19 protein-coding genes are annotated in these 19,079 nt (G+C 58.2%); 6 read left to right on the forward strand and 13 right to left on the reverse strand.

What is annotated here, in order from left to right; translation table 11 throughout:
* Positions 1 to 22: 22 nt before the first annotated feature.
* From LDN84_RS02460 to LDN84_RS02475, 4 genes are all read right to left on the reverse strand, one after another.
* Complete coding sequence (locus tag LDN84_RS02460) at positions 23 to 748, reverse strand: LrgB family protein (RefSeq protein ID WP_223907695.1); 726 nt, start codon at positions 746 to 748, stop codon at positions 23 to 25.
* Complete coding sequence (locus LDN84_RS02465) at positions 741 to 1,088, reverse strand: CidA/LrgA family protein (protein WP_223907698.1); 348 nt, start codon at positions 1,086 to 1,088, stop codon at positions 741 to 743. Before LDN84_RS02465 ends, LDN84_RS02460 begins: the two co-directional genes overlap by 8 nt.
* Positions 1,089 to 1,097: 9 nt before the next feature.
* The gene (locus LDN84_RS02470) at positions 1,098 to 2,600 is read right to left on the reverse strand and encodes an FAD-linked oxidase C-terminal domain-containing protein (protein WP_223907701.1); all 1,503 of its coding nucleotides are present in this window, start codon (positions 2,598 to 2,600) and stop codon (positions 1,098 to 1,100) included.
* Positions 2,601 to 2,816: 216 nt separating this feature from the next.
* Positions 2,817 to 3,704, reverse strand: coding sequence for a LysR substrate-binding domain-containing protein (locus tag LDN84_RS02475; RefSeq protein ID WP_223907705.1), 888 nt, complete (start codon positions 3,702 to 3,704; stop codon positions 2,817 to 2,819).
* 117 nt (positions 3,705 to 3,821) lie between these two features.
* On the opposite strand from LDN84_RS02475, the gene asd reads away from it, so the two are divergent.
* Positions 3,822 to 4,670 carry an archaetidylserine decarboxylase gene (gene asd, locus LDN84_RS02480; protein WP_223907708.1) on the forward strand — a complete coding sequence of 283 codons (849 nt, stop codon included), beginning with the start codon at positions 3,822 to 3,824 and terminating at the stop codon, positions 4,668 to 4,670.
* A 118-nt stretch (positions 4,671 to 4,788) separates the two neighbouring features.
* Here the strand turns inward: asd and purU are convergent, their stop codons facing one another.
* The 3 genes from purU to LDN84_RS02495 form a co-directional block, all read right to left on the reverse strand.
* Positions 4,789 to 5,637, reverse strand: coding sequence for a formyltetrahydrofolate deformylase (gene purU, locus LDN84_RS02485; RefSeq protein ID WP_223907710.1), 849 nt, complete (start codon positions 5,635 to 5,637; stop codon positions 4,789 to 4,791).
* Positions 5,638 to 5,751: 114 nt separating this feature from the next.
* Positions 5,752 to 6,060, reverse strand: a complete 309-nt coding sequence (locus LDN84_RS02490; protein ID WP_223913296.1) for a BTH_I0359 family protein — start codon at positions 6,058 to 6,060, stop codon at positions 5,752 to 5,754.
* Positions 6,061 to 6,116: 56 nt separating this feature from the next.
* Positions 6,117 to 7,139 (reverse strand): DUF3108 domain-containing protein, encoded by a 1,023-nt coding sequence (locus tag LDN84_RS02495; protein ID WP_223907712.1) that lies wholly within the window; start codon positions 7,137 to 7,139, stop codon positions 6,117 to 6,119.
* A 47-nt stretch (positions 7,140 to 7,186) separates the two neighbouring features.
* On the opposite strand from LDN84_RS02495, the gene LDN84_RS02500 reads away from it, so the two are divergent.
* Positions 7,187 to 8,140 carry a fumarylacetoacetate hydrolase family protein gene (locus tag LDN84_RS02500; protein ID WP_223907719.1) on the forward strand — a complete coding sequence of 318 codons (954 nt, stop codon included), beginning with the start codon at positions 7,187 to 7,189 and terminating at the stop codon, positions 8,138 to 8,140.
* Positions 8,141 to 8,153: 13 nt separating this feature from the next.
* Here the strand turns inward: LDN84_RS02500 and LDN84_RS02505 are convergent, their stop codons facing one another.
* Both LDN84_RS02505 and LDN84_RS02510 read right to left on the reverse strand, forming a co-directional pair.
* Positions 8,154 to 8,756 (reverse strand): MarC family protein, encoded by a 603-nt coding sequence (locus LDN84_RS02505; protein ID WP_223907722.1) that lies wholly within the window; start codon positions 8,754 to 8,756, stop codon positions 8,154 to 8,156.
* Between the two features lie 65 nt (positions 8,757 to 8,821).
* On the reverse strand, positions 8,822 to 10,015 hold the full coding sequence (locus LDN84_RS02510) for a M20 aminoacylase family protein (RefSeq protein ID WP_223907725.1): 1,194 nt from the start codon (positions 10,013 to 10,015) through the stop codon (positions 8,822 to 8,824).
* A gap of 131 nt (positions 10,016 to 10,146) precedes the next feature.
* On the opposite strand from LDN84_RS02510, the gene LDN84_RS02515 reads away from it, so the two are divergent.
* Entirely contained in the window at positions 10,147 to 12,258 is a 2,112-nt protein-coding gene (locus LDN84_RS02515) for a molybdopterin-containing oxidoreductase family protein (protein ID WP_223907728.1), read from the forward strand.
* Here LDN84_RS02515 and LDN84_RS02520 read toward each other — a convergent pair.
* The gene (locus tag LDN84_RS02520) at positions 12,239 to 12,709 is read right to left on the reverse strand and encodes a methyltransferase family protein (RefSeq protein WP_223907731.1); all 471 of its coding nucleotides are present in this window, start codon (positions 12,707 to 12,709) and stop codon (positions 12,239 to 12,241) included. The two genes, LDN84_RS02515 and LDN84_RS02520, sit on opposite strands and share 20 nt — an antisense overlap.
* 110 nt (positions 12,710 to 12,819) lie before the next feature.
* On the opposite strand from LDN84_RS02520, the gene fabG reads away from it, so the two are divergent.
* On the forward strand, positions 12,820 to 13,566 hold the full coding sequence (gene fabG / locus LDN84_RS02525) for a 3-oxoacyl-ACP reductase FabG (RefSeq protein WP_223907734.1): 747 nt from the start codon (positions 12,820 to 12,822) through the stop codon (positions 13,564 to 13,566).
* 12 nt (positions 13,567 to 13,578) lie between these two features.
* Here the strand turns inward: fabG and LDN84_RS02530 are convergent, their stop codons facing one another.
* A complete protein-coding gene (locus tag LDN84_RS02530) occupies positions 13,579 to 14,004 on the reverse strand; it encodes a DUF3717 domain-containing protein (protein ID WP_223907737.1) in 426 nt (141 codons plus the stop codon).
* Between the two features lie 296 nt (positions 14,005 to 14,300).
* On the opposite strand from LDN84_RS02530, the gene LDN84_RS02535 reads away from it, so the two are divergent.
* Positions 14,301 to 15,002 (forward strand): TerC family protein, encoded by a 702-nt coding sequence (locus tag LDN84_RS02535; RefSeq protein ID WP_223907740.1) that lies wholly within the window; start codon positions 14,301 to 14,303, stop codon positions 15,000 to 15,002.
* A gap of 1 nt (position 15,003) precedes the next feature.
* Here the strand turns inward: LDN84_RS02535 and LDN84_RS02540 are convergent, their stop codons facing one another.
* Positions 15,004 to 16,530 carry a M48 family metalloprotease gene (locus LDN84_RS02540; protein ID WP_223907743.1) on the reverse strand — a complete coding sequence of 509 codons (1,527 nt, stop codon included), beginning with the start codon at positions 16,528 to 16,530 and terminating at the stop codon, positions 15,004 to 15,006.
* Between the two features lie 211 nt (positions 16,531 to 16,741).
* On the opposite strand from LDN84_RS02540, the gene moaC reads away from it, so the two are divergent.
* Complete coding sequence (gene moaC, locus LDN84_RS02545) at positions 16,742 to 17,233, forward strand: cyclic pyranopterin monophosphate synthase MoaC (protein ID WP_223913298.1); 492 nt, start codon at positions 16,742 to 16,744, stop codon at positions 17,231 to 17,233.
* Positions 17,234 to 17,324: 91 nt separating this feature from the next.
* Here the strand turns inward: moaC and LDN84_RS02550 are convergent, their stop codons facing one another.
* The gene (locus LDN84_RS02550) at positions 17,325 to 19,070 is read right to left on the reverse strand and encodes a PglL family O-oligosaccharyltransferase (RefSeq protein WP_223907746.1); all 1,746 of its coding nucleotides are present in this window, start codon (positions 19,068 to 19,070) and stop codon (positions 17,325 to 17,327) included.
* Positions 19,071 to 19,079: the final 9 nt, after the last annotated feature.

The raw sequence follows: 19,079 nt of genomic DNA on the forward strand, positions 1-19,079 counted from the left end.
GCAACTCCTTTGGGGGACGTGACTAAAACAGCCTGAATATCAGGGGAATCAGCAGCGAAGCCAGCACCACCTGCAAACCCAGTGCCAGCCCGGCAAAAGCCCCGGCATCAGCGTTGACTTGAAGCGCACGTGCTGCGCCAATGCCATGTGCGGCGGTGCCCATGGAGAAACCACGTGCCATCCAGCCATGCGCATCGGTTGGAATTTTTAAGAAATCAAACAAAACCTTGCCACTGAGTGCCCCCACCATGCCGGTCACCACGGCAAATACGGCCGCCAGGGCAGGAATACCGCCAATCTTGTCCGCAATGCCCATGGCCACCGGTGCTGTCACTGACTTGGGCGCGAGGGACAACACCACAGCCTGCGGCAGCCCAAAGACCCAGCCCAGCAGCAAGGCAGAGCCGCTGGCCGCCACACCCCCCACGACAGCAGCGGCCAGCAGTGCACGCCAATGTAGCCGCAGTGCGGCCCGGCGTTCCCAAAGTGGCCAGGCCAGGGCCACCACGGCGGGCCCGAGCAAAAAGTGGATGAACTGTGCGCCAGAGAAATACGTTGGATAGTCCACACCTGTCAGGGTCAGCAGGCTGGCCAAGCAGACGACCGACCATAACACCGGGTTGGCCCAAGCGGCTTGGTTCAGGCGCGCGTACAGGGCCTGCGCCAGCACGTACACCACCAAGGTCATGGTCAAGCCAAACAAGGGCGTGGCGGACAGGTAGACCCAGAGCTCAACAAACTTAGGCATGATCCGTTTTTTTCAAAGCCTTCAGCACCAGCACCGTGACGATCAGGCCGATCCAGGTGGACAGCACAATCACAGCCAGCATGCGAATACCGTATTGACCCAACAGCCCCAGATGGGTCATCACCCCGACACCCACTGGCACAAACAACAGTGAGAGATGGCTCAGCAAAAAACGGGCACAAGCCGCCACCGGTTCGCGCACCCAGGACCACTGTAGCGCCAGCAAAAGCAGCAGCATGCCAATCACCGGTCCGGGAAACGGCAGCGCCCCGCCGCGTGACAGCAATTCACCCAAAGACTGCATGGCCAAAAGCCATGCCAGACCCTGTAGACTCTGCATCAGGTGCTCCTAAAACCGTTCCAGCTCGGGGTACTTGATCTGGCCGCCACGCACCAGCATCTTGCCGTATTCGGCACACCGGTTGCTGGTCGGAATCACCTTGCCGGGGTTGAGCAGGCCTTTGGCGTCAAACGCCCGTTTCAGGCCAAACATCTGTTCATTTTCTGCCGCACTGAACTGCACACACATGCTGTTGAGCTTTTCAATGCCCACACCATGTTCGCCGGTCACCGTGCCGCCCATGGCGACACTGGTTTCCAGAATATCGGCCCCAAACAACTCGGCGCGGTGCAGCTGGTCGGGGTCATTGGCATCAAACAAAATCAGCGGATGCAGGTTGCCGTCACCGGCGTGGAACACGTTGGCGCAGCGCAGCTGGTATTTTTTCTCCATCTCCTGGATCGCCAGCAAAATGTCAGCCACGCGCTTGCGCGGAATCGTCGAGTCCATGCACATGTAGTCCGGGCTGATGCGCCCACTGGCCGGAAACGCATTTTTGCGTCCGCTCCAGAACGTCATGCGCTCCTGCTCACTTTGGCTGACTGCAATTTTTGTAGCGCCTGCCGCAAGCAGCACTTGCGTCATACGCTGAATTTCCTCTTCAACTTCTTCCGGCGTGCCATCCGACTCGCAGAGCAGAATGGCCGCGGCATCCAGGTCGTAGCCGGCGTGTACGTAGTCTTCCACGGCGGCGGTCATGGGCTTGTCCATCATCTCCAGCCCGGCCGGAATGATGCCGGCGGCAATCACCGCGGCAACCGCGTCGCCAGCTTTGGGAATGTCGTCAAAGCTGGCCATGATGCAGCGTGCCAGTTGCGGCTTGGGAATCAGCTTGACCGTCACTTCAGTCACCACCGCCAGCATGCCTTCGGAGCCAATCACCACACTCAGCAGGTCGTAGCCGGGCGCATCCAGCGCGCCAGAACCAAACTCGATCGGCTCACCGGCCATGGTGAAGCCCTTGATTTTCAGAATGTTGTGCAGCGTCAGGCCGTATTTCAGGCAGTGCACCCCGCCTGAGTTTTCCGCCACATTGCCGCCAATGGTGCAGGCAATCTGGCTGCTGGGGTCGGGCGCGTAATACAGGCCCAGCGGCGCGGCGGCTTCACTGATAGCCAGGTTGCGCACGCCACATTGCACCGTGGCGGTACGTGCCAGCGGGTCCAGCTTCAGGATGCGGTTGAACCTTGCCAGTGACAAAGTGACCCCCATGGGGTGCGGCATGGCTCCGCCTGACAGGCCGGTACCAGCACCACGCGCCACCACCGGAACACCCAGCGCGTAGCAGGTTTTCAGTGCAGCTTGGACCTGGGTTTCGTCTTCCGGTAGGGCCACCACCAGCGGGCGCTGGCGGTAAGCGGTGAGGCCATCACACTCGTACGGGGTGGTGTCCTCGCTATTCCACAGCAGGGCGTGCGCTGGCAAAACGGCCTTCAGCCCTTGCACCACTAGCGCCTGCTGCTCTGTTCTTTGATGGGCAGAAAAAACCGGGGTGGAGGTGGGTGCATTCATCGGATTCCTTCAACTGGCCAAATAGCGGGGGGCAACATGCCACAGGCTTCACTGTAATACCTGCGGCGCTGGGTCATGTTGAGCATTTTTAAACACAAGTTTGAAATTAAAAAATACTATAACTTCGATAGCTGCTTACGCAATCAATACAAGCGCTACAAGCTTGTTTTGTATAAATTTTCGGTGTCATCCTGCCGTTGACCATGTCCGCATGCCTTAGATCATGCTTTGCTTGAGCCATTCGGCAAAGGCGACGCATTCCCAGCGCTCCATCATGCCGGTGCGCCAGCACAGGTAGTGCGCGTGTGGGCTGGGCACGTTGGTGGAAAACACGTCGCTGGAGCCCAGCCGTACCAACGAGCCGTTTTCCAGCCAGGGCAGGGCCAGCTTCAGGCGGATCAATCCGATGCCCATGCCCGCGGCCGCAGCGTCACACATCAGGCCCACGTCGTTGAACTGCGAGCCATCTACTGGCTCGGGCCAATCCAGGTTGCGTGCGGCAAACCAGGTGCGCCAAGGCTCCAGCGGGCTGCGCAAGAGCGGCTCACCTTCCAGGTCTTGCGCCACTTCAAACGGGCCATGTTCACGCACAAAAGCCGGGGATGCCAGCGGTGTGACTTCGTCTTTCAGCAGGCACATGTGTTCCACATCGGCATAGCGGCCAGTGCCAAAACGCACCATCAGGTCGGCATCTTCGGCCACCACATCCAGCAGGGGGATGGAGATTTGCAACGTGAGGTCAATCTCGGGATACGCCTCGGTGAACTGGCGCAGGCGCGGAATCAGCATCGAACGTGCATACGTGGGTGTCACGGCCAGCCGCAGTTTGCGCTTGCCGGGCAAGGTGGCCGCACCGGGAAAACGTTGCAGCATGCCCAGGCCGTCGCGCACATGGGCCAGGTACTCCACACCCTCCACCGTGAGCGAAAAATCGGCTCGGCCAAACAGTTTGGTGCCAATGATTTGTTCGAGTTGTTTGACACGATGGCTGACGGCGCTGGGGGTCACACAAAGCTCTTCGGAGGTTTGCGTCACACTGCGCAGACGCGCTAGCGCCTCAAACGTCAGCAGGCACTGAATCGGGGGAATGCGGGCGGTAGACATGGCGAACATTGTGGCACTGCCCGGCGGAAAAGCACTGCGTAAAATCCCTGTTTCACAGCGGCCAAGCCGTCTTTCTGGCGATGCCAGCCTTCTTTCTCTCCTCAGGTAGCCCTCTTCATGTCCGACCGTTTTGCCGTGCTGCCACAGTACCTTTTGCCCAAACAAGCCCTGACCCTGCTGGCCGGGCGTGTGGCACGTGCCCAGGGTGGCGCATTCACCACCCGCTTGATTCAATGGTTTGTGCAGCGTTATCGTGTCAACATGGCGGAGGCGGCCAACCCGGATGTGGCCAGCTACGCCAGCTTCAACGACTTTTTTACCCGCGCACTCAAAGCCGGTGCCCGTCCGCTGGCGCAGGCCGAGCTGATTTGTCCGGTGGACGGGGCCATCAGCCAGTTCGGTCGCATTGAAGGCCAGCAGATTTTTCAGGCCAAAGGGCATCAATACAGCAGCACCACGCTGGTCGGTGGTGATGCGGCGCTGGCCCGGCAGTTTGACAACGGCCACTTTGCCACCCTGTACCTGAGTCCGCGTGACTACCACCGCATCCACATGCCCTGCGCCGGCCGCCTGACCCGCATGATTTATGTGCCGGGAGATCTGTTTTCGGTCAACCCCACCACCGCGCGGGGTGTGCCGGGCCTGTTTGCACGCAACGAGCGTGTGGTGTGTGTGTTTGAGCGTCCCGATGGCTTGGGCCCGTTTGTGCTGGTGCTGGTGGGGGCCACCATCGTCGGCAGCATGGCCACCACCTGGCACGGCATCATCAACAACCCCAGGGCCGGGCAGTTGTTTGAGAAGCGCTATGAGAATGAGTGCATCGAATTCAAACAGGGCGACGAGATGGGCCGTTTTCTGCTGGGTTCCACCGTGGTCATGTTGTTCCCCCAAGGCCGGTTGCAGTTCAACCCGGCCTGGCAGCCGGGCGGGGCGATTCGGCTGGGCGAGGGGATGGCCAACCAGTAGGATGAACTCTGAACATCCGTCGCCAATGTATCCAAAGGCTTATCGACGAGGGGTGTGACGGCAGAGAAGTTGCCGGGTCTGTGATGACCCGTTCAGAGCGTGAATCAGACCTGCCTGGCTATTTGAAAATCACCGTCTTGTGTCCGTTGATCAGCACGCGGTGTTCGCTGTGCCATTTGACGGCGCGGGCCAGTACCTGGCTTTCGGTGTCGCGTCCCTGGGCAGTGAGGTCTTCCACGGTTTTGCTGTGGTCAACGCGGGCCACATCTTGTTCGATGATCGGGCCTTCGTCCAGATCGGCGGTGACATAGTGGGCGGTGGCCCCAATCAGTTTCACGCCCCGGTCATGCGCCTGGTAATAGGGCTTGGCCCCTTTGAAGCTGGGCAAAAAGCTGTGGTGGATGTTGATGGCGCGGCCTGACAGCTTTTGGCACAGGTCGTTGCTGAGGATTTGCATGTAGCGTGCCAGCACCACCAGTTCGGCCCCTTCGCTCTCGATGATCTCCATCTGCTTGGCTTCCACCTGGGCCTTGGTGGCCGCCGTTACCGGCAGGTGGTGAAACGGCACGTTGTAACTGGCCGCCAGTTGGTAGAACTCACGGTGGTTGCTGACGATGGCGCGGATGTCCAGCGGCAGCAGGCCGCTTTTCCAGCGAAACAGCAGGTCATTCAGGCAATGGCCTTCCTTGCTGACCAGGATGACGGTACGCATGGGCTGGGCTTGCGCGTGTAATTTCCACTGCATCTGAAAAGGGGCCGCAAACTCAGCCAGTTGGGTCTTGAGTTCATCAAACGTCAGCTTGGCACAGGCAAACTGCACCCGCATGAAGAACAAACCGGTGCCCGCATCGTTGTATTGGGCGGCCTCTTCAATGTTGCCGCTGCGCTCCAGCAGGAAGCCGGAAACGGCGTGAACCAGGCCCAAACGGTCAGGGCAGGACAGGGTCAGGATGTAAACAGGATTCATAGGGGCCGTATGGTTGCAGGTGCTTCTGAGCACCAGGTGAAACCTATTTTGCTATTTGTTTGGTAGCTATCTGCGCTTGTTTTATAAGCGCTATAGCCTTATTTGGCTTGAAATTTAGTGAATCCCCACCGGGTTTTGAGCCAACTCGGCATACTGCTCCAGGGTGTCTTCAACTTCTTCCTGTGTCGGGGTTTTGAGCTGCCAGGCTGAAATTTTTTGCTGGAACAGTTCAGCCCATGAGCCGTCCAGGTAGACCTCTTTGTTGGACCGTTTGTCCACAATTTCAAAGCCATGACGGGCCAGTGCCGGCACGATCAGCAACTGTTCGCCTTCTTTGAGGGTGTCTGGCGGCACATCGGCAGCCACGGCATTGGCCAGCATGTGGGTTACAGAGTAAGTGTCAGAGTCGTAAAGCGTGTGCATTGGCAAATTATCCATGAAAGCGGTTGACTCAGCAGATGGCAGCGTTTGGGGTAAATTCAAGGTGTTTCCGTGGCGGCCCATTGCTGGTCAATGTAATCACCATTGGTTTCCTGGATGCGAATCCGCGCAGGCAAATAGTTCAGGGCTGGGGCCAGCCAGATGTCGACCTTCTGGTCATAGGTCTGGCGTGGATTACGGGTCAGCTTGATGCCCTGAAGTTGGCCACCGGGCAAATCCAGGCTTTCCATCTGGCCCACGGTGAACAACCACATATCGGCATCACGTGGCCCGACGGTCTGAAACGACAGCGTGGTGCCCGGGGTAAAACGCGCGGGTGCGCTGGCCGCCATGGCAGCCAGTTGGACCAGCACACTGAGCCGGTCTTGTGCGCCACTGAGCAGCGGCACATCGGGCGTATTGGCGCTGAAGGTGACTTTGCTCTGGGTTGGGTTGAAATGTGCCGCCACTTCACTGCGGTATTTGTCTGAAAAGCGAGTGGGGGCCAAACCATCTTTTTCCACCCGTCCGCGACTGGTTTGGATACGGGTCTGACCGAATGCGCCAAAACTCAAGCTGGCCTCATAGCGCCCATCCACCAGCTGCCAGATCAGCTCACCATCCAGTTTGTACGGGAATTTATTGGACAACACCTTGTAAATCAGCTTGACCGAGCCGGGCACGCTGTCAACGCTGAACGCTGCGGCAACTTCATCGGGGTGGGGGGGCACGGGGTCTGTTGCGACTTCTTGAGGTGTGCTGGCGGGGGGCTCGGCACTGGATGCTTCGGCTGGTGCGGGGGCTTGAGTTGCTTGGGCGGGGGCGTTGGCGGCCGGCTGTGCAGACACCACGTTGGTGTTGGGGCTGGGTTGCGGTGGCGGTTGAACCACGGGCTGACGCACCGGCTCAGGGACAGGCGCTGGATCTGGGGTGAGCGTGCGGGTGACAAAACTCAGCGCGTGGGTGTCTGAGTCCAGATTACCCAGGTGCAAGGGCAGGTTTTGCAACAACGACAGGTGCAGCAGCAACACCGCCAAGCCGAGCATCAGCCAGGTTTTGTAGGGTGGAGTGGGTGAGGCCATGTCAACTAAAATGGCTTGGATATGGGCGGCTCTGTGGGACAAAATGTATGAAATTGGCAACTTTGAATGATGGTTCCCGCGATGGCCAATTGGTGGTGGTGTCGCGTGATCTGGTCACGGCGCATTATGCAACCGGCATCGCCAGCCACGTGCAGCAGGTGCTGCAAGACTGGAACTTTCTTGCCCCGCAGCTGCAAGACCTGTATGACACCCTGAACTACGGCAAGGCCCGCCATGCTTTCCCGCTGGATGTGCGCCAATGTATGGCCCCGCTGCCACGGGCCTATCTGCTGGCGGTGGGTGATGCCTTTGCCAGGCCTGATACCCCTGTTGGCGCACCCCTGCGGCTGGCCTTTGCCGATGGGTTGCTGGGGGCTTGTGCGCCCTTGAGCTGGGCCCATGCGGCGCAGCAACCCGACTTTGAAGCTGCGGTGGCGGTGATCACCGGCGATGTGCCACAGGGCGCAAGCCCGACCCAGACGCTTGACGGTGTGCGGCTGCTGGCGCTGGCCTGCCATGGTGTTGACCGGGCCTGGCAAGCGCAACCTCCCTTGGCGCTGATGGCCCAGCCCAACACGGCATTCAGCCCGGTCGCGGTGACACCCGATGAACTGGTGTGGGGTGGCGAAAGCGCCTGGAGCCAGGGCCGTTTGAACCTGACCCTGCAATGCAACCTGAATGGCCGCCAGTTGGGCTGGTGTGAAGCGGGCAGTGACATGACGGCCCATTTTGGCGAACTGATGGCTCAGCTGTGCCGGGTGCGCCGCCTGCGTGCGGGCAGCATCATCAGTGCGGGAGAGGTGCGTAATCTGGGGGCCAGCCGTGGCAGTTGCAGTGTGGCCACCCGGTGTGCCCAGGAGCTGGCGCAAAACGGCCAATGCCCAACCCCCTGGCTGGCTCAGGGCGACACGGTGTGGATCGACATGAAGGGCCGCGACGGCCAGAGCGTGTTTGGGGCGATCGACCAGGACGTGCAGATTGGCCCGCAGGTGGTGGCTTAGCCTGGGCGCTTGATCACGCCCCGGCGACTTGTTTGACAAAAATCTTGATGCCGCGCAGCATCATTTCAATCGACACCGCCACCAGCACCAAGCCCATCAGCCGCTCCAGCGCCACCACAAAGCGGTCACCGGCCACGCGCTGAATGCGTTCGGCCAGTACCAGCACCACAGCGCTCAGCGTCATGGTGACGCACAGCGCGGCAATCCACTCCATGCGTTTTTCGGGTTGTTGCGACACCAGCAGCAGCACCGTGGCCAGGGCGGACGGCCCGGCAATGGCGGGAATCGCCAGCGGCACAATCAGTGGCTCACCCACAGGCTCGGCAGTTTCCACTTTGGCGGGCGGAAAAATCATGCGCAGGGCAATCAAAAACAGAATCACGCCGCCCGCAATTTGCAAGGAGAGTTCGTTCAGGTTCATCACCCGCAAGAAGCTCTCGCCAACAAACATGAAGGTCAGCAGCAGCAAAAAGGCAATCATCACCTCGCGCAGGATGACGCGCGGGCGCCGCTCGGGGGCGACGTGCTGGAGCGCGTTGGCAAAGATCGGGATGTTGCCAATCGGGTCGGTGATCAAAATCAGCAGAATGGTGGCGGAGAGAAAGGTGTACTGCATGGTGAGCGTGCGCTAGGCGGGGGCAAAAATTCGGCGTTGGCGGTGAGGACGGTGTTTGACCGTGTTCAGAACCGGATGGCCAGCCAGTGCTCGACCAGTCGCACCCAGTAGGTGGCTCCCAGCGGCAGCAAGTGGTCATTGAAGTCGTAACTCGGGTTGTGCAACATACAAGGGCCACCGCCGTGGCCGATGCTGCGGTGGTCACCGTCGCCATTGGCAATAAAGGCGTAGCAGCCGGGTTTTTCCAGCAACATATAGGAGAAATCTTCCGCACCCATGGTGGGCTCTTGCGCCACGACATGGTCTTTGCCCACGATACCGGCCATCACCTGGCGGCAAAACTCGGCCTCGGCCACGCTGTTGATGGTGGGCGGGTAATTGCGGCTGAACTCAAAGTCGGCCTGCAGGCCCGAGGCGGCGCAGATGTGTTCAGTCATCAGCCGCATGCGGGCCTCGATCATGTCCAGCACGTCGATCGAGAAGGTGCGCACCGTGCCTTGCAGCTCGCAGTGGTTGGGGATCACGTTGGTGGCCTCGCCGGTGTGGATCATGGTGACCGAGACCACCGCCGCATCAATGGGTTTGACCTGGCGGCTGACGATGGTTTGAAAACTTTGCACCAACTGGCAGGCCACCGGCACCGGGTCGATGGCGTTGTGCGGCATGGCGGCGTGGCCCCCTTTGCCGTGTAAGGTGATTTTGAATTCATTGCTGGAGGCCATCACCGGCCCGGGGCTGGCGGCAAATTCGCCAAACTTCATGCCGGGCCAGTTGTGCAAGCCAAACACGGCCTCCATGGGAAAGCGCTCGAACAAGCCGTCCTTGATCATTTCGCGGGCACCGCCACCGCCTTCTTCGGCGGGCTGGAAGATCAGGTACACCGTGCCATCAAAATCACGCTGCTGGGCCAGGTGCTGGGCGGCGGCCAGCAGCATGGTGGTGTGGCCGTCATGGCCGCAGGCGTGCATCTTGCCGGGTTCGGTGCTGGCGTGGGCGAAAGTATTGGCTTCCTGCATCGGCAGGGCATCCATGTCGGCGCGCAGGCCGATGGCCCGGCTTGAGCTGCCCGACTGGATGATGCCCACTACGCCCGTGCCACCCAGCCCCCGGTGGATGGGGATGCCCCACTCGGTGAGCTTGGCGGCCACCAGGTCTGAGGTGCGTTGTTCCTGAAAACACAGCTCGGGGTGGGCATGGAGGTCACGCCGCAGGGCGGTGAGGGCATCTAGGTGTTGGTTGAAATTTGATATTAAATTCATAGCTGTTAGCGCTTGTATATAAAGGGCTAGAAGCCTAAAACACTTATAAAAATGAAGGCTTGGGTGGTTGGGCAGGATAGGATCCTGGTTGGAGCTTCATTCACAATGATGCCTCAACTTGTAATCACACCATGAACGTAACCCCTTTGTTGACAAATCCCTCTGCCATTCAAGTGCGTGGAGCCTGCCCGCATGACTGCCCCGATACCTGTGCTTTGCTGACCACCGTGCAGGATGGTGTGGCCATCAAAGTGCAGGGTAACCCTGATCATGCCCACACCAACGGCGTGTTGTGCACCAAGGTGTCGCGCTACACCGAGCGCAGCTACCACGCCGAACGCATTTTGCAACCCCTGAAACGGGTTGGTGCCAAGGGTGCAGGGCAGTTTGAGCCGGTGAGCTGGGATGCGGCTTTGAGCGACATTGCGGCCCGTTTGCAGGCGATTGCGGCACGTGACCCCCAGGCCATCCTGCCCTACAGCTACGCTGGCACCATGGGTTTGGTGCAAGGTGAAAGCATGGCGGCACGGTTTTTCAACAAGCTGGGCGCTTCGCTGCTGGAGCGCACTATTTGTGCCGCAGCCGGTGGTGAGGGGCTGGTGCACACCCTGGGCGGCAAGCTGGGGATGCGGGTGGAATTTTTTGCGCAGGCCAAGCTGATCTTGATCTGGGGCAGCAATTCGATTGCCAGCAACCTGCATTTCTGGCGCTATGCCAACGAGGCCAAGCGCCTGGGGGCCAAGCTGATCTGTATTGACCCACGCAAGACCGAGACCGCAGACAAATGCCACAAGCACATTGCCTTGCTGCCCGGCACTGACGGTGCGCTGGCGCTGGGGCTGATGCACGAATTGATTCAACACGACTGGCTCGATCATGACTACCTGGAGCGCTACACCTTGGGCTGGGACAAGCTGCGCGAGCGGGCTCTGCAATGGCCACCCGAGCGGGTGGCGGCGGTGTGTGGCATCACGCCAGAACAAGTCCAGAACCTGGCGCGTGACTATGGGGCGTGCGTGTCCCAATCTGCCACAGATGCGGCTGGCGTGACACCGCCCAGTGCGGCGATTCGCATGAATTACGGTTTGCAGCGTGTGCATGGCGGGGGCAACGCGGTGCGCTTGATTGCCAGCTTGCCCGCGCTGATCGGGGCCTGGCGGCAGCGCTCGGGTGGGGTGCTGCTGTCAAGTTCGGGCACGTTCCCGGTTCAAAAAGCGGCTTTGCAGCGCCCGGATTTGCTGGCGGGCCGCACCCCGAGAACGCTCAATATGGCCACCATTGGCAACGATTTGCTGCGCCCAGCCAGCCCTGAATTTGGCCCGGCGGTTGCAGCGCTGCTGGTCTACAACAGCAACCCGGTGGCCATCGCGCCCGAGTCGACCAAGGTGGTGCAAGGTTTTGCCCGTGAAGATTTGTTCACCGTGGTGCTGGAGCATTTTCAGACCGACACGGCGGACTATGCTGATTACATCTTGCCCGCCACAACCCAACTGGAGCACTGGGACGTGCACAGCAGTTACGGGCATACCGATGTGTTGTTGAACCGCCCGGCCATTGCGCCGCTTGGCCAAGCCAAGCCCAACACGCAGATTTTTCGGGAGCTGGCGAAGCGCATGGGGTTTGAGGAAGCGTGTTTCCAGGACGATGACGAGGCGCTGTGCCGCCAGGCGTTTGGCGACAAGGTTGATTTTGACGTGTTGCTGAACCAGGGTTTTGCCAGCCTGCTTACGCCTGAGGCCCCGTTTGCCCAAGGCAACTTTCCCACGCCCTCGGGCAAATGCGAGTTTTTCAGCGAACGCCTGGCCCGCCAGGGGCAAGACGGTTTACCGGATCATTTGCCGAACCACGAGGCGGTGAACACTTCGGCCACTTACCCGCTGGCCATGATCTCGCCCCCTGCACGTAACTTTTTGAACTCCAGCTTTGTCAACGTCAAAAGCTTGCGGGATATTGAGGGTGAACCGTTGCTTGAAATGCATCCCCAAGACGCGGCGCTGCGCGGCATCACCAACGGCGACACTGTGCGGGTGTTTAATGACAGGGGCATTCACTGCTGCCACGCCCGTGTGACCGAGCGTGCCCGTGTCGGCGTGGTGAATGGCTTGGGCATCTGGTGGCGCAAACTGGGGCTGGACGGCACCAACGTCAACCAGCTGACCAGCCAGAAGCTGACCGATATGGGGCGCGGGCCGACTTTTTACGACTGCCTGGTGGAGGTGCAGCTCACATCAGCCAAGGAATAAAGCGTTGGGTGTGCAGGCAATACGCGGCGTACCCGGCATGGTGTTCGCACAGCCAGCGTTCTTCCAGATGGGCTTTGGTCCACAGCACCAGTGCCAAGGCACACCAGACCAGCCAGCCCGAGTTGGTTTCAAGTAACACGGCCATGGCCCCTGCTGCCAGCAGTACTGCGCTGTACATCGGGTGCCGAATCAGCCGGTAAGGGCCGCCGGTGATCAGAACACCTTGTGCTTTGGGGGCGGGGTGAATGTTGAAATTGCCCAAGCGGTTGTAGGCCAGTGTCCACGAACCCAGAAGCAGCGACAGAGCGGCCAGCCACGTGCTTGTCGCTGTCCATTGGCCGTGCCCAATGGGCGCAGAGGCCGCCCAGCCCAACCATGCCAGCAAACCAAACTGAAGGACAACCAGCAGCTGGCCGATGCGTTGTCTTTGGGAAAGGAAAAGATGGGTCATGGTGCTGGCCTGGTTAAAGTTGGATTCCCCTTGCTTTGTGTCAAGTTCGCGAAATCTGAAAGCGATACTATTTTCATGGTTTCATCGTTTTACTACTCTCGGGAATCATCATGACAGCTCGTTTAACCAATAAAGTATCCATCATTACTGGCGCAGCACAAGGCATTGGCCTTGCAACGGCCCTTAAGTTTGCCCAAGAAGGTGCCATCGTGATTCTTTGCGATGTCAAGCAGGCTGGTGTGGACGAGGCTGTAGTCCAGTGTCAGGCGCTGGGGGCGACGGCACAGGGTTTTGTGATGGATGTGACTCAGCGTCCCATGGTGGATGCGGTCGTGGCGCAGGTCAAGGAAAAGTTTGGCCGCATTGATGTGTTGGTGAACAATGCGGGCATCACACAAGACGCGCGACTGCAAAAAATGACCATTGAGCAGTTTGACAAGGTGATTGATGTCAACCTGCGCGGGGTATTTCACTGCACCCAGGCCGTGGCTGACGGCATGGTGGCTCAGGGCAGTGGCGTGATTTTGAGTGCCAGTTCGGTGGTGGGTTTGTATGGCAACTTTGGCCAGACCAACTATGCGGCCACCAAGTTTGGCATCATCGGCTTCACCAAAACCTGGAGCCGTGAGCTTGGGCCCAAGGGCGTGCGCGTGAATGCCGTGGCACCTGGGTTCATCAGCACCCCCATGGTGGCGGCCATGCCTGAAAAAGTATTGCAAGACCTGAGTGCCAAAGTGCATCTGCGTCGTGTCGGCAAGCCTGAAGAAATTGCCAATGTCTACGCCTTTTTGGCCAGTGATGAGGCCAGCTACATCAATGGCGAGGTGATTGAAGTCTCGGGCGGTATCTCGCTCTGAACTTGACCGGGTTCATCCCGTTCGGGCGGGGGTGTTTTCTGCCGCCCGCTCGGCGTATTTGTTGAAGCGCCAGGCCGTTCCTTCCTGGGTGATGCGCCGCCAGCTGGCGCGTTTTTGTACCGGGGTCATTTCTGTCCAGAGCTGCACCTCGGCAAAGGTGCGACCACAGCCTTTGCACACCTCGTCGCCCTGACTGGTGGAGCAAATGGCGATACACGGTGTATCGGGCGTGCTGTCAAACCAGGCCAACCAGGCTTGGCGTGCGGCGGGTGGCAAGGCGGGTTCCTCAATCTCATGGCTGCGCTGTAGCGCCATGACGGCATACACCTCGGCCAGGGCGCGGGTTTCCGGTGGCAGGGCTCCATTTTCCAGACTGGGCGCTTTGGTGCGCCAGAAATTGATGGCTGCTTCAATGTCGGTGATGTGGATGGTGGGCATGGGGTGCGCATGATAGCTGCCACCGGTTTTAGCCCTTGTGATGTGCGGGGAAAAGATGACTGTGGCCATAATCGGCACCTGAAGGGGAGTAGCTCCCTCGTGGGTGAGTCGTCAATACGGAAGTTGCCACACTGGCAACTTCCCGGTTCACCCGATGTGTCAGCCTGAGTCCAGGCGACACATCGAGCAAGACCTTCGCCGTACACCGCTGTGGTGTGGCGCGCGAAGGTGAGCTCAACAACTCGCTTGCGTTTCCTGCAGCAGTGCAAATCAATTGTTATTTCAGAAGGTTTGACATGGAATTTTTTTCTGCACCCTGGTGGTCTGCGCTGTTGGCCATTGTGTTGATTGACTTGGTATTGGCTGGTGACAACGCCATCGTGATTGCCCTGGCTGCGCGCAATTTGCCGCCCCACCTGAAAACCAAGGCTATTTTGTGGGGCACGGTCGGTGCCATCGTTGTGCGATCCTTGATGACGATTGGCGTGGTCTGGTTGCTGAAAATACCCGGCTTGATGCTGGTGGGGGGGCTTGGCTTGGTCTGGATTGCCTACCAGCTGCTGGCCGATGATGACGGTGACAAACACAGTGACCCTATGGCCAATACCTTTTGGGGGGCGATGAAGACCATCATCGTGGCCGATGCGTTGATGGGTGTCGACAACGTGTTGGGTGTGGCTGGTGCTGCCCATGGTGCATTTGACCTGGTGATCATTGGTTTGCTGATCAGCGTGCCGATCGTGGTGTTTGGCAGCTCGGTGGTGCTGAAGCTGGTGGATCGTTTTCCGATCATCATTCAGGCCGGTGCGGCTGTGCTGGCCTATACGGCCGCCAAGATGGTGGTGGGTGAGCCGCTGCTGAATGGTGTTTTTGGTGATGCCAAAGCTGTTTTGACCGGCGTTCAGCAAGCTGCGCGCTGGGGCGTGGAGCTGTTGGCCGTTGTTGGGGTCTTGGCCGCAGGCACGTGGCGTAAACGCCGTGCACAAATCAGCGCTTGAGTCAGCCCTCTTTGGCCTGCTCTTTCAGCAGTTCCTCAATCTGGCGGCGGCGGGTGTCGATGATGGAGGCATCGATATGGTCTGCACTCGCCTCCCTGGAGTTTGTGCCGTGCAGCCGATCTTGCGCGGCTTTGAGCCGGTCCAAGGCACCTGCATAGTCCAGTTGTGCCATGTGCGCCTCGGCTTCAGCGCGTAATGCCCGTAGCGGCTGATTTTGTGTTGCGTATATGCTGCTCAACCATTGCCAGGCCTGGGCATCGTTGGGAGTCAGTGCGACCCAGGTTTGCAGGCGCTGCGCAACGGTGTTCAAGACCTCTGTCTGGTTGACTTGTAGGGCAACTTGAGCTTGTAGCAACAGCTCTGGTCGTCGAGTCGGCATCGCCGCGGTGGAACTCAATCCGACATCCTGTCCTAGCGTCAGGACTTTGGACGGGGGTAAATCGCGTGCCAGCAAGCCAACTTCGACAGCCAGCCAGCGTGTCTGCAAAACAGCCTCAGGGTCGGATGTGACGAGCTGCTGGAGGCGTGCAAGTTGTCGGCGTGCTTGGGCGGGTTCACGCAAGCGGCTGGCTGCCATGGCTGCACCATACAGTACGCCTGCCTGCACCGCTGGTGGTTGCAGCATCAAGGCTGAATCTTCCGCCTGTATTTGCCAGTTTTGCATGGCTTGCGCACTGGGGTTGGAGAGCACTCGGGCACGTGTGCTCAATATGGCGTGGGATAGGGTGGGGCTGTTGTTGACGGTTGGTGTGCCCAACGGCAGGCGCGACTGCATGTCGGCAATACGTTCGGTGGTCAGCGGGTGACTGCGCAAGTAAGGGTAGGCCCCGCTGTCGTTCAGGCGGGATGCTTGTTGCAATTTGTCAAACATGCTGACAAATCCTTGCGCTTGAAAGCCCGCTTGTGTCATGACACCAAAACCGACCCGGTCGGCTTCGCGCTCCATATCACGTGAAAAGTTGAGTTGTGCCTGGGTTGAGAGCGCTTGCCCGCCCACAATGAGTGCGTTGCCGGTTTCGGCGTTTTTACTGGCCGCCAGTGCGCCCAAAATCATCGCCCCAATCATCCACGGTGTTTGCTGGCTGTTTTTTGACATCAGTCGGGCAATATGGCGCTGGGTGACGTGGCTGAGCTCGTGACCCAGTACCGAGGCCAATTCATCACGGCTGCTGACCACGGCGATCAGTCCCAAATGCACGCCCAGGTAGCCGCCAGGCAGGGCAAAAGCGTTCACGCTGCGGTCTCGCCCCAGCACAATGCGCCAGGCAAACCGCTCATCGAGCTCTGGCGTGAGATCGCCGCGCAGTCGTGCTGCGGCCAGCAACGGCTGCCAGATGCCTTGCACATAGTCACCCAGTACCGGATCGTCTATAAAGTCAGGGTCGCGGTACAGTTCGCGAGCGATACGGTCACCTAGACGGCGCTCCGCGCTGCTGGTCATTTCGTTGCCATCACCTAACTGGGGCAGGGTGGAGGCGAGGCTAGGTTGACTTGCTTGCGCACCTGTTTGGGTCGGGAGCATGATCATGGTTGCTGCTAAAAATATAGCTAGCTGTGCTTGCTTCTTAAGCGCTAGAGGCATCTTTTTCATTGAAAAACGCATACATCAAATTCCTTTTGGCGTTGAAGTTGACTTGGTCAAGCCAAGGGGCATTCTGGACGCAACTCTTATGATGCCATCTTCAGGTAAAGGTTCTGCAAAGCTTTTGCCCTTCTTCAACTTATTCCAGATACACAACATGAGCCAATTGACCCATTTTGATGCACAAGGCCAAGCCCATATGGTCGACGTGGCAGCCAAAGCCGCAACCCATCGCATTGGCATTGCAGGGGGGCGTATCGAGATGCTGCCTGAAACACTGGCTCTGATCGAATCGGGCACGGCGAAAAAAGGGGATGTGCTAGGTATTGCTCGTGTGGCGGGCATCATGGCCGCCAAAAAAACCAGTGACTTGATTCCTCTTTGTCATCCGCTGGCACTTACCCGTGTTGCTATTGACTTTGTAGTGTCTCATGCTGACGCAGAAAGCGCTGCAAGTGTTTTTTGTACTGCAACGGTAGAAACCGTTGGGCCTACCGGGGTGGAGATGGAGGCCCTGACTGCAGTACAAGTGGCGTTGTTGACCATTTATGACATGTGCAAAGCGGTGGATCGTGGGATGACGATGACTGGCTGCAAGCTATTGGAAAAACACGGTGGTAAATCGGGCAGTTTTGTCGCTGGGATTTGATGTGACCAGATCTGGGTAAACAACGATAGCAAGAAACTTGGCGCATCGTTGATGCTGAGGCTGCACAGGGTGAAGGATTGGCCGTAATCGGTTATGGTTTTGCTTGCGAGGCTTGCCAATTGGCATAGGCTTCGGGAAAAGCAGCTTTGTAACGTGGTGCCAAAAAACTGATCTCATCGGTTCGACCAAGGAGTTTGCAGCTATTCAACAGCATTTCCACCACGCGTTCTTCAGGTGAGAAATGCAGCATGGCGAGTGCCTGATCGTGAACCTCCTGGGCGTTTGCGGCATCCAGTTCGGTTGTTGTCAGCTTGGCGAACTGAACCTGATCTTGAAACAAGATAACGTTGTTGATTTTCTCCAATGTGTTTTCACGGTACATGCTCATTCGGTCCGCTGGTGCCATGTAAATTTGGCTCGCCAATTGATAGTTCCAGGCGCTAAAACCGCACAACGCGATCAAAGATGCAGCTGTTAATGCTGATACATAGGGTAGATGCAAGGATGTGCGCGCTGGCCTTGGCGCTCCATCCCGATCAGCAGGAATTCGCCAAAGTATCCAAATACTGAGGAGTGTCGCCATTTGGAACGGCCCGTACCAAAGCGGGTATTCCAGTAAGCTGTGTAGTCCAATGACGGCCAAGACGGACCATGCCAGTTGACGTGACGGATTGGATTCACGCCAGGGTCGAGCATGCCACACCAGTCCAATCATCACTCCGCACACCAACAGAGCCACAGGGACACCTAACTCCACAGCCAAGTGCAGCGGTAGGTTGTGTGCGTTGTCCAAAATGGCACAGAATCGTGCGCCAGGGTACAAAGTAATAAAGTGTGCGTAATCGAGTTCGCCCCAGCCCCAACCTGCCCAAGGCTTTTGAGCGATCAGGTGCAACACGTTGCTCCACAAGGTTAGGCGACTGCTGCATTGCGCATCCCCGGCGCGTAATCGCGCCCAAGCACTGCTTGATGAGGGGTCTAGGCCAACCAACCACGGCAAAACCACGGTAGCTAATACATAAGTCAACAAGGCGATTACAAGCACCTTGTTGACGACTCTGCGCTGAGGCTGTGTGTGTTCAATGGCCGTCATCTCATGTCGTCCCCACATCCAAGCAAGAATTACCAGCAAAACAAGTTGAACCAGACCTGTGCGTGAAGATGAAGCTGCATTTCCGATGCTAAGCAGGGCGGTAACAGTCAGCAGCATCACTCGGGGGAGATGACTTTCTGATGAGGTGTGTGAATGGGCATCATGTTGTTGATGGTGAGCGAAATAGATAGAGGTAGCCAACCCAATGTTCAACAGCGTCGCAAACTGATTCCGTTGCCGCAGGTTGCCATAGGCTTCGCCCAAGCCAGTGTGGTTAATCCACAGACCTGCCCATTCAGTGGTGCCAAAATATTGAAGTAATCCGATAGCAGAACTGGTACCCGCTGCAATCAGCCAAGCCAGTGCAATAACCGATTCTGCTTGCCCGCGTTGAGTTGTCCGATGCGACAGTTGAAGGGCAACACTGCAAATGGCAGCGCACACAGAAGAGAACAAAAATGGAACTATAGCGGGTGTCGGTCCCGGACTGAATGGATTTAACCAAGGCAGCAATATGGTGGAAAAAACAAAGAAATAAGGCATTTTGAGGGTCGACAGCGAGTTGCTGGGCTGCTGCATAAAAGTAATTATTCTCGCAGCTGTAATTGGTGCAAAATTTCTGCCACAATACACGGCTCTGCAGGGCAGAACACTTCGTTCTTCATCTTGATTAAATCCAGTGAACGCTGGATAACAAAATGTAGAGTGGAGTGAAAAGCAGGAAAAATTAGTTAATTTTTCCAAACGATGAAA

Source organism: Rhodoferax lithotrophicus, from assembly GCF_019973615.1.
Lineage (GTDB): Bacteria > Pseudomonadota > Gammaproteobacteria > Burkholderiales > Burkholderiaceae_C > Rhodoferax > Rhodoferax lithotrophicus.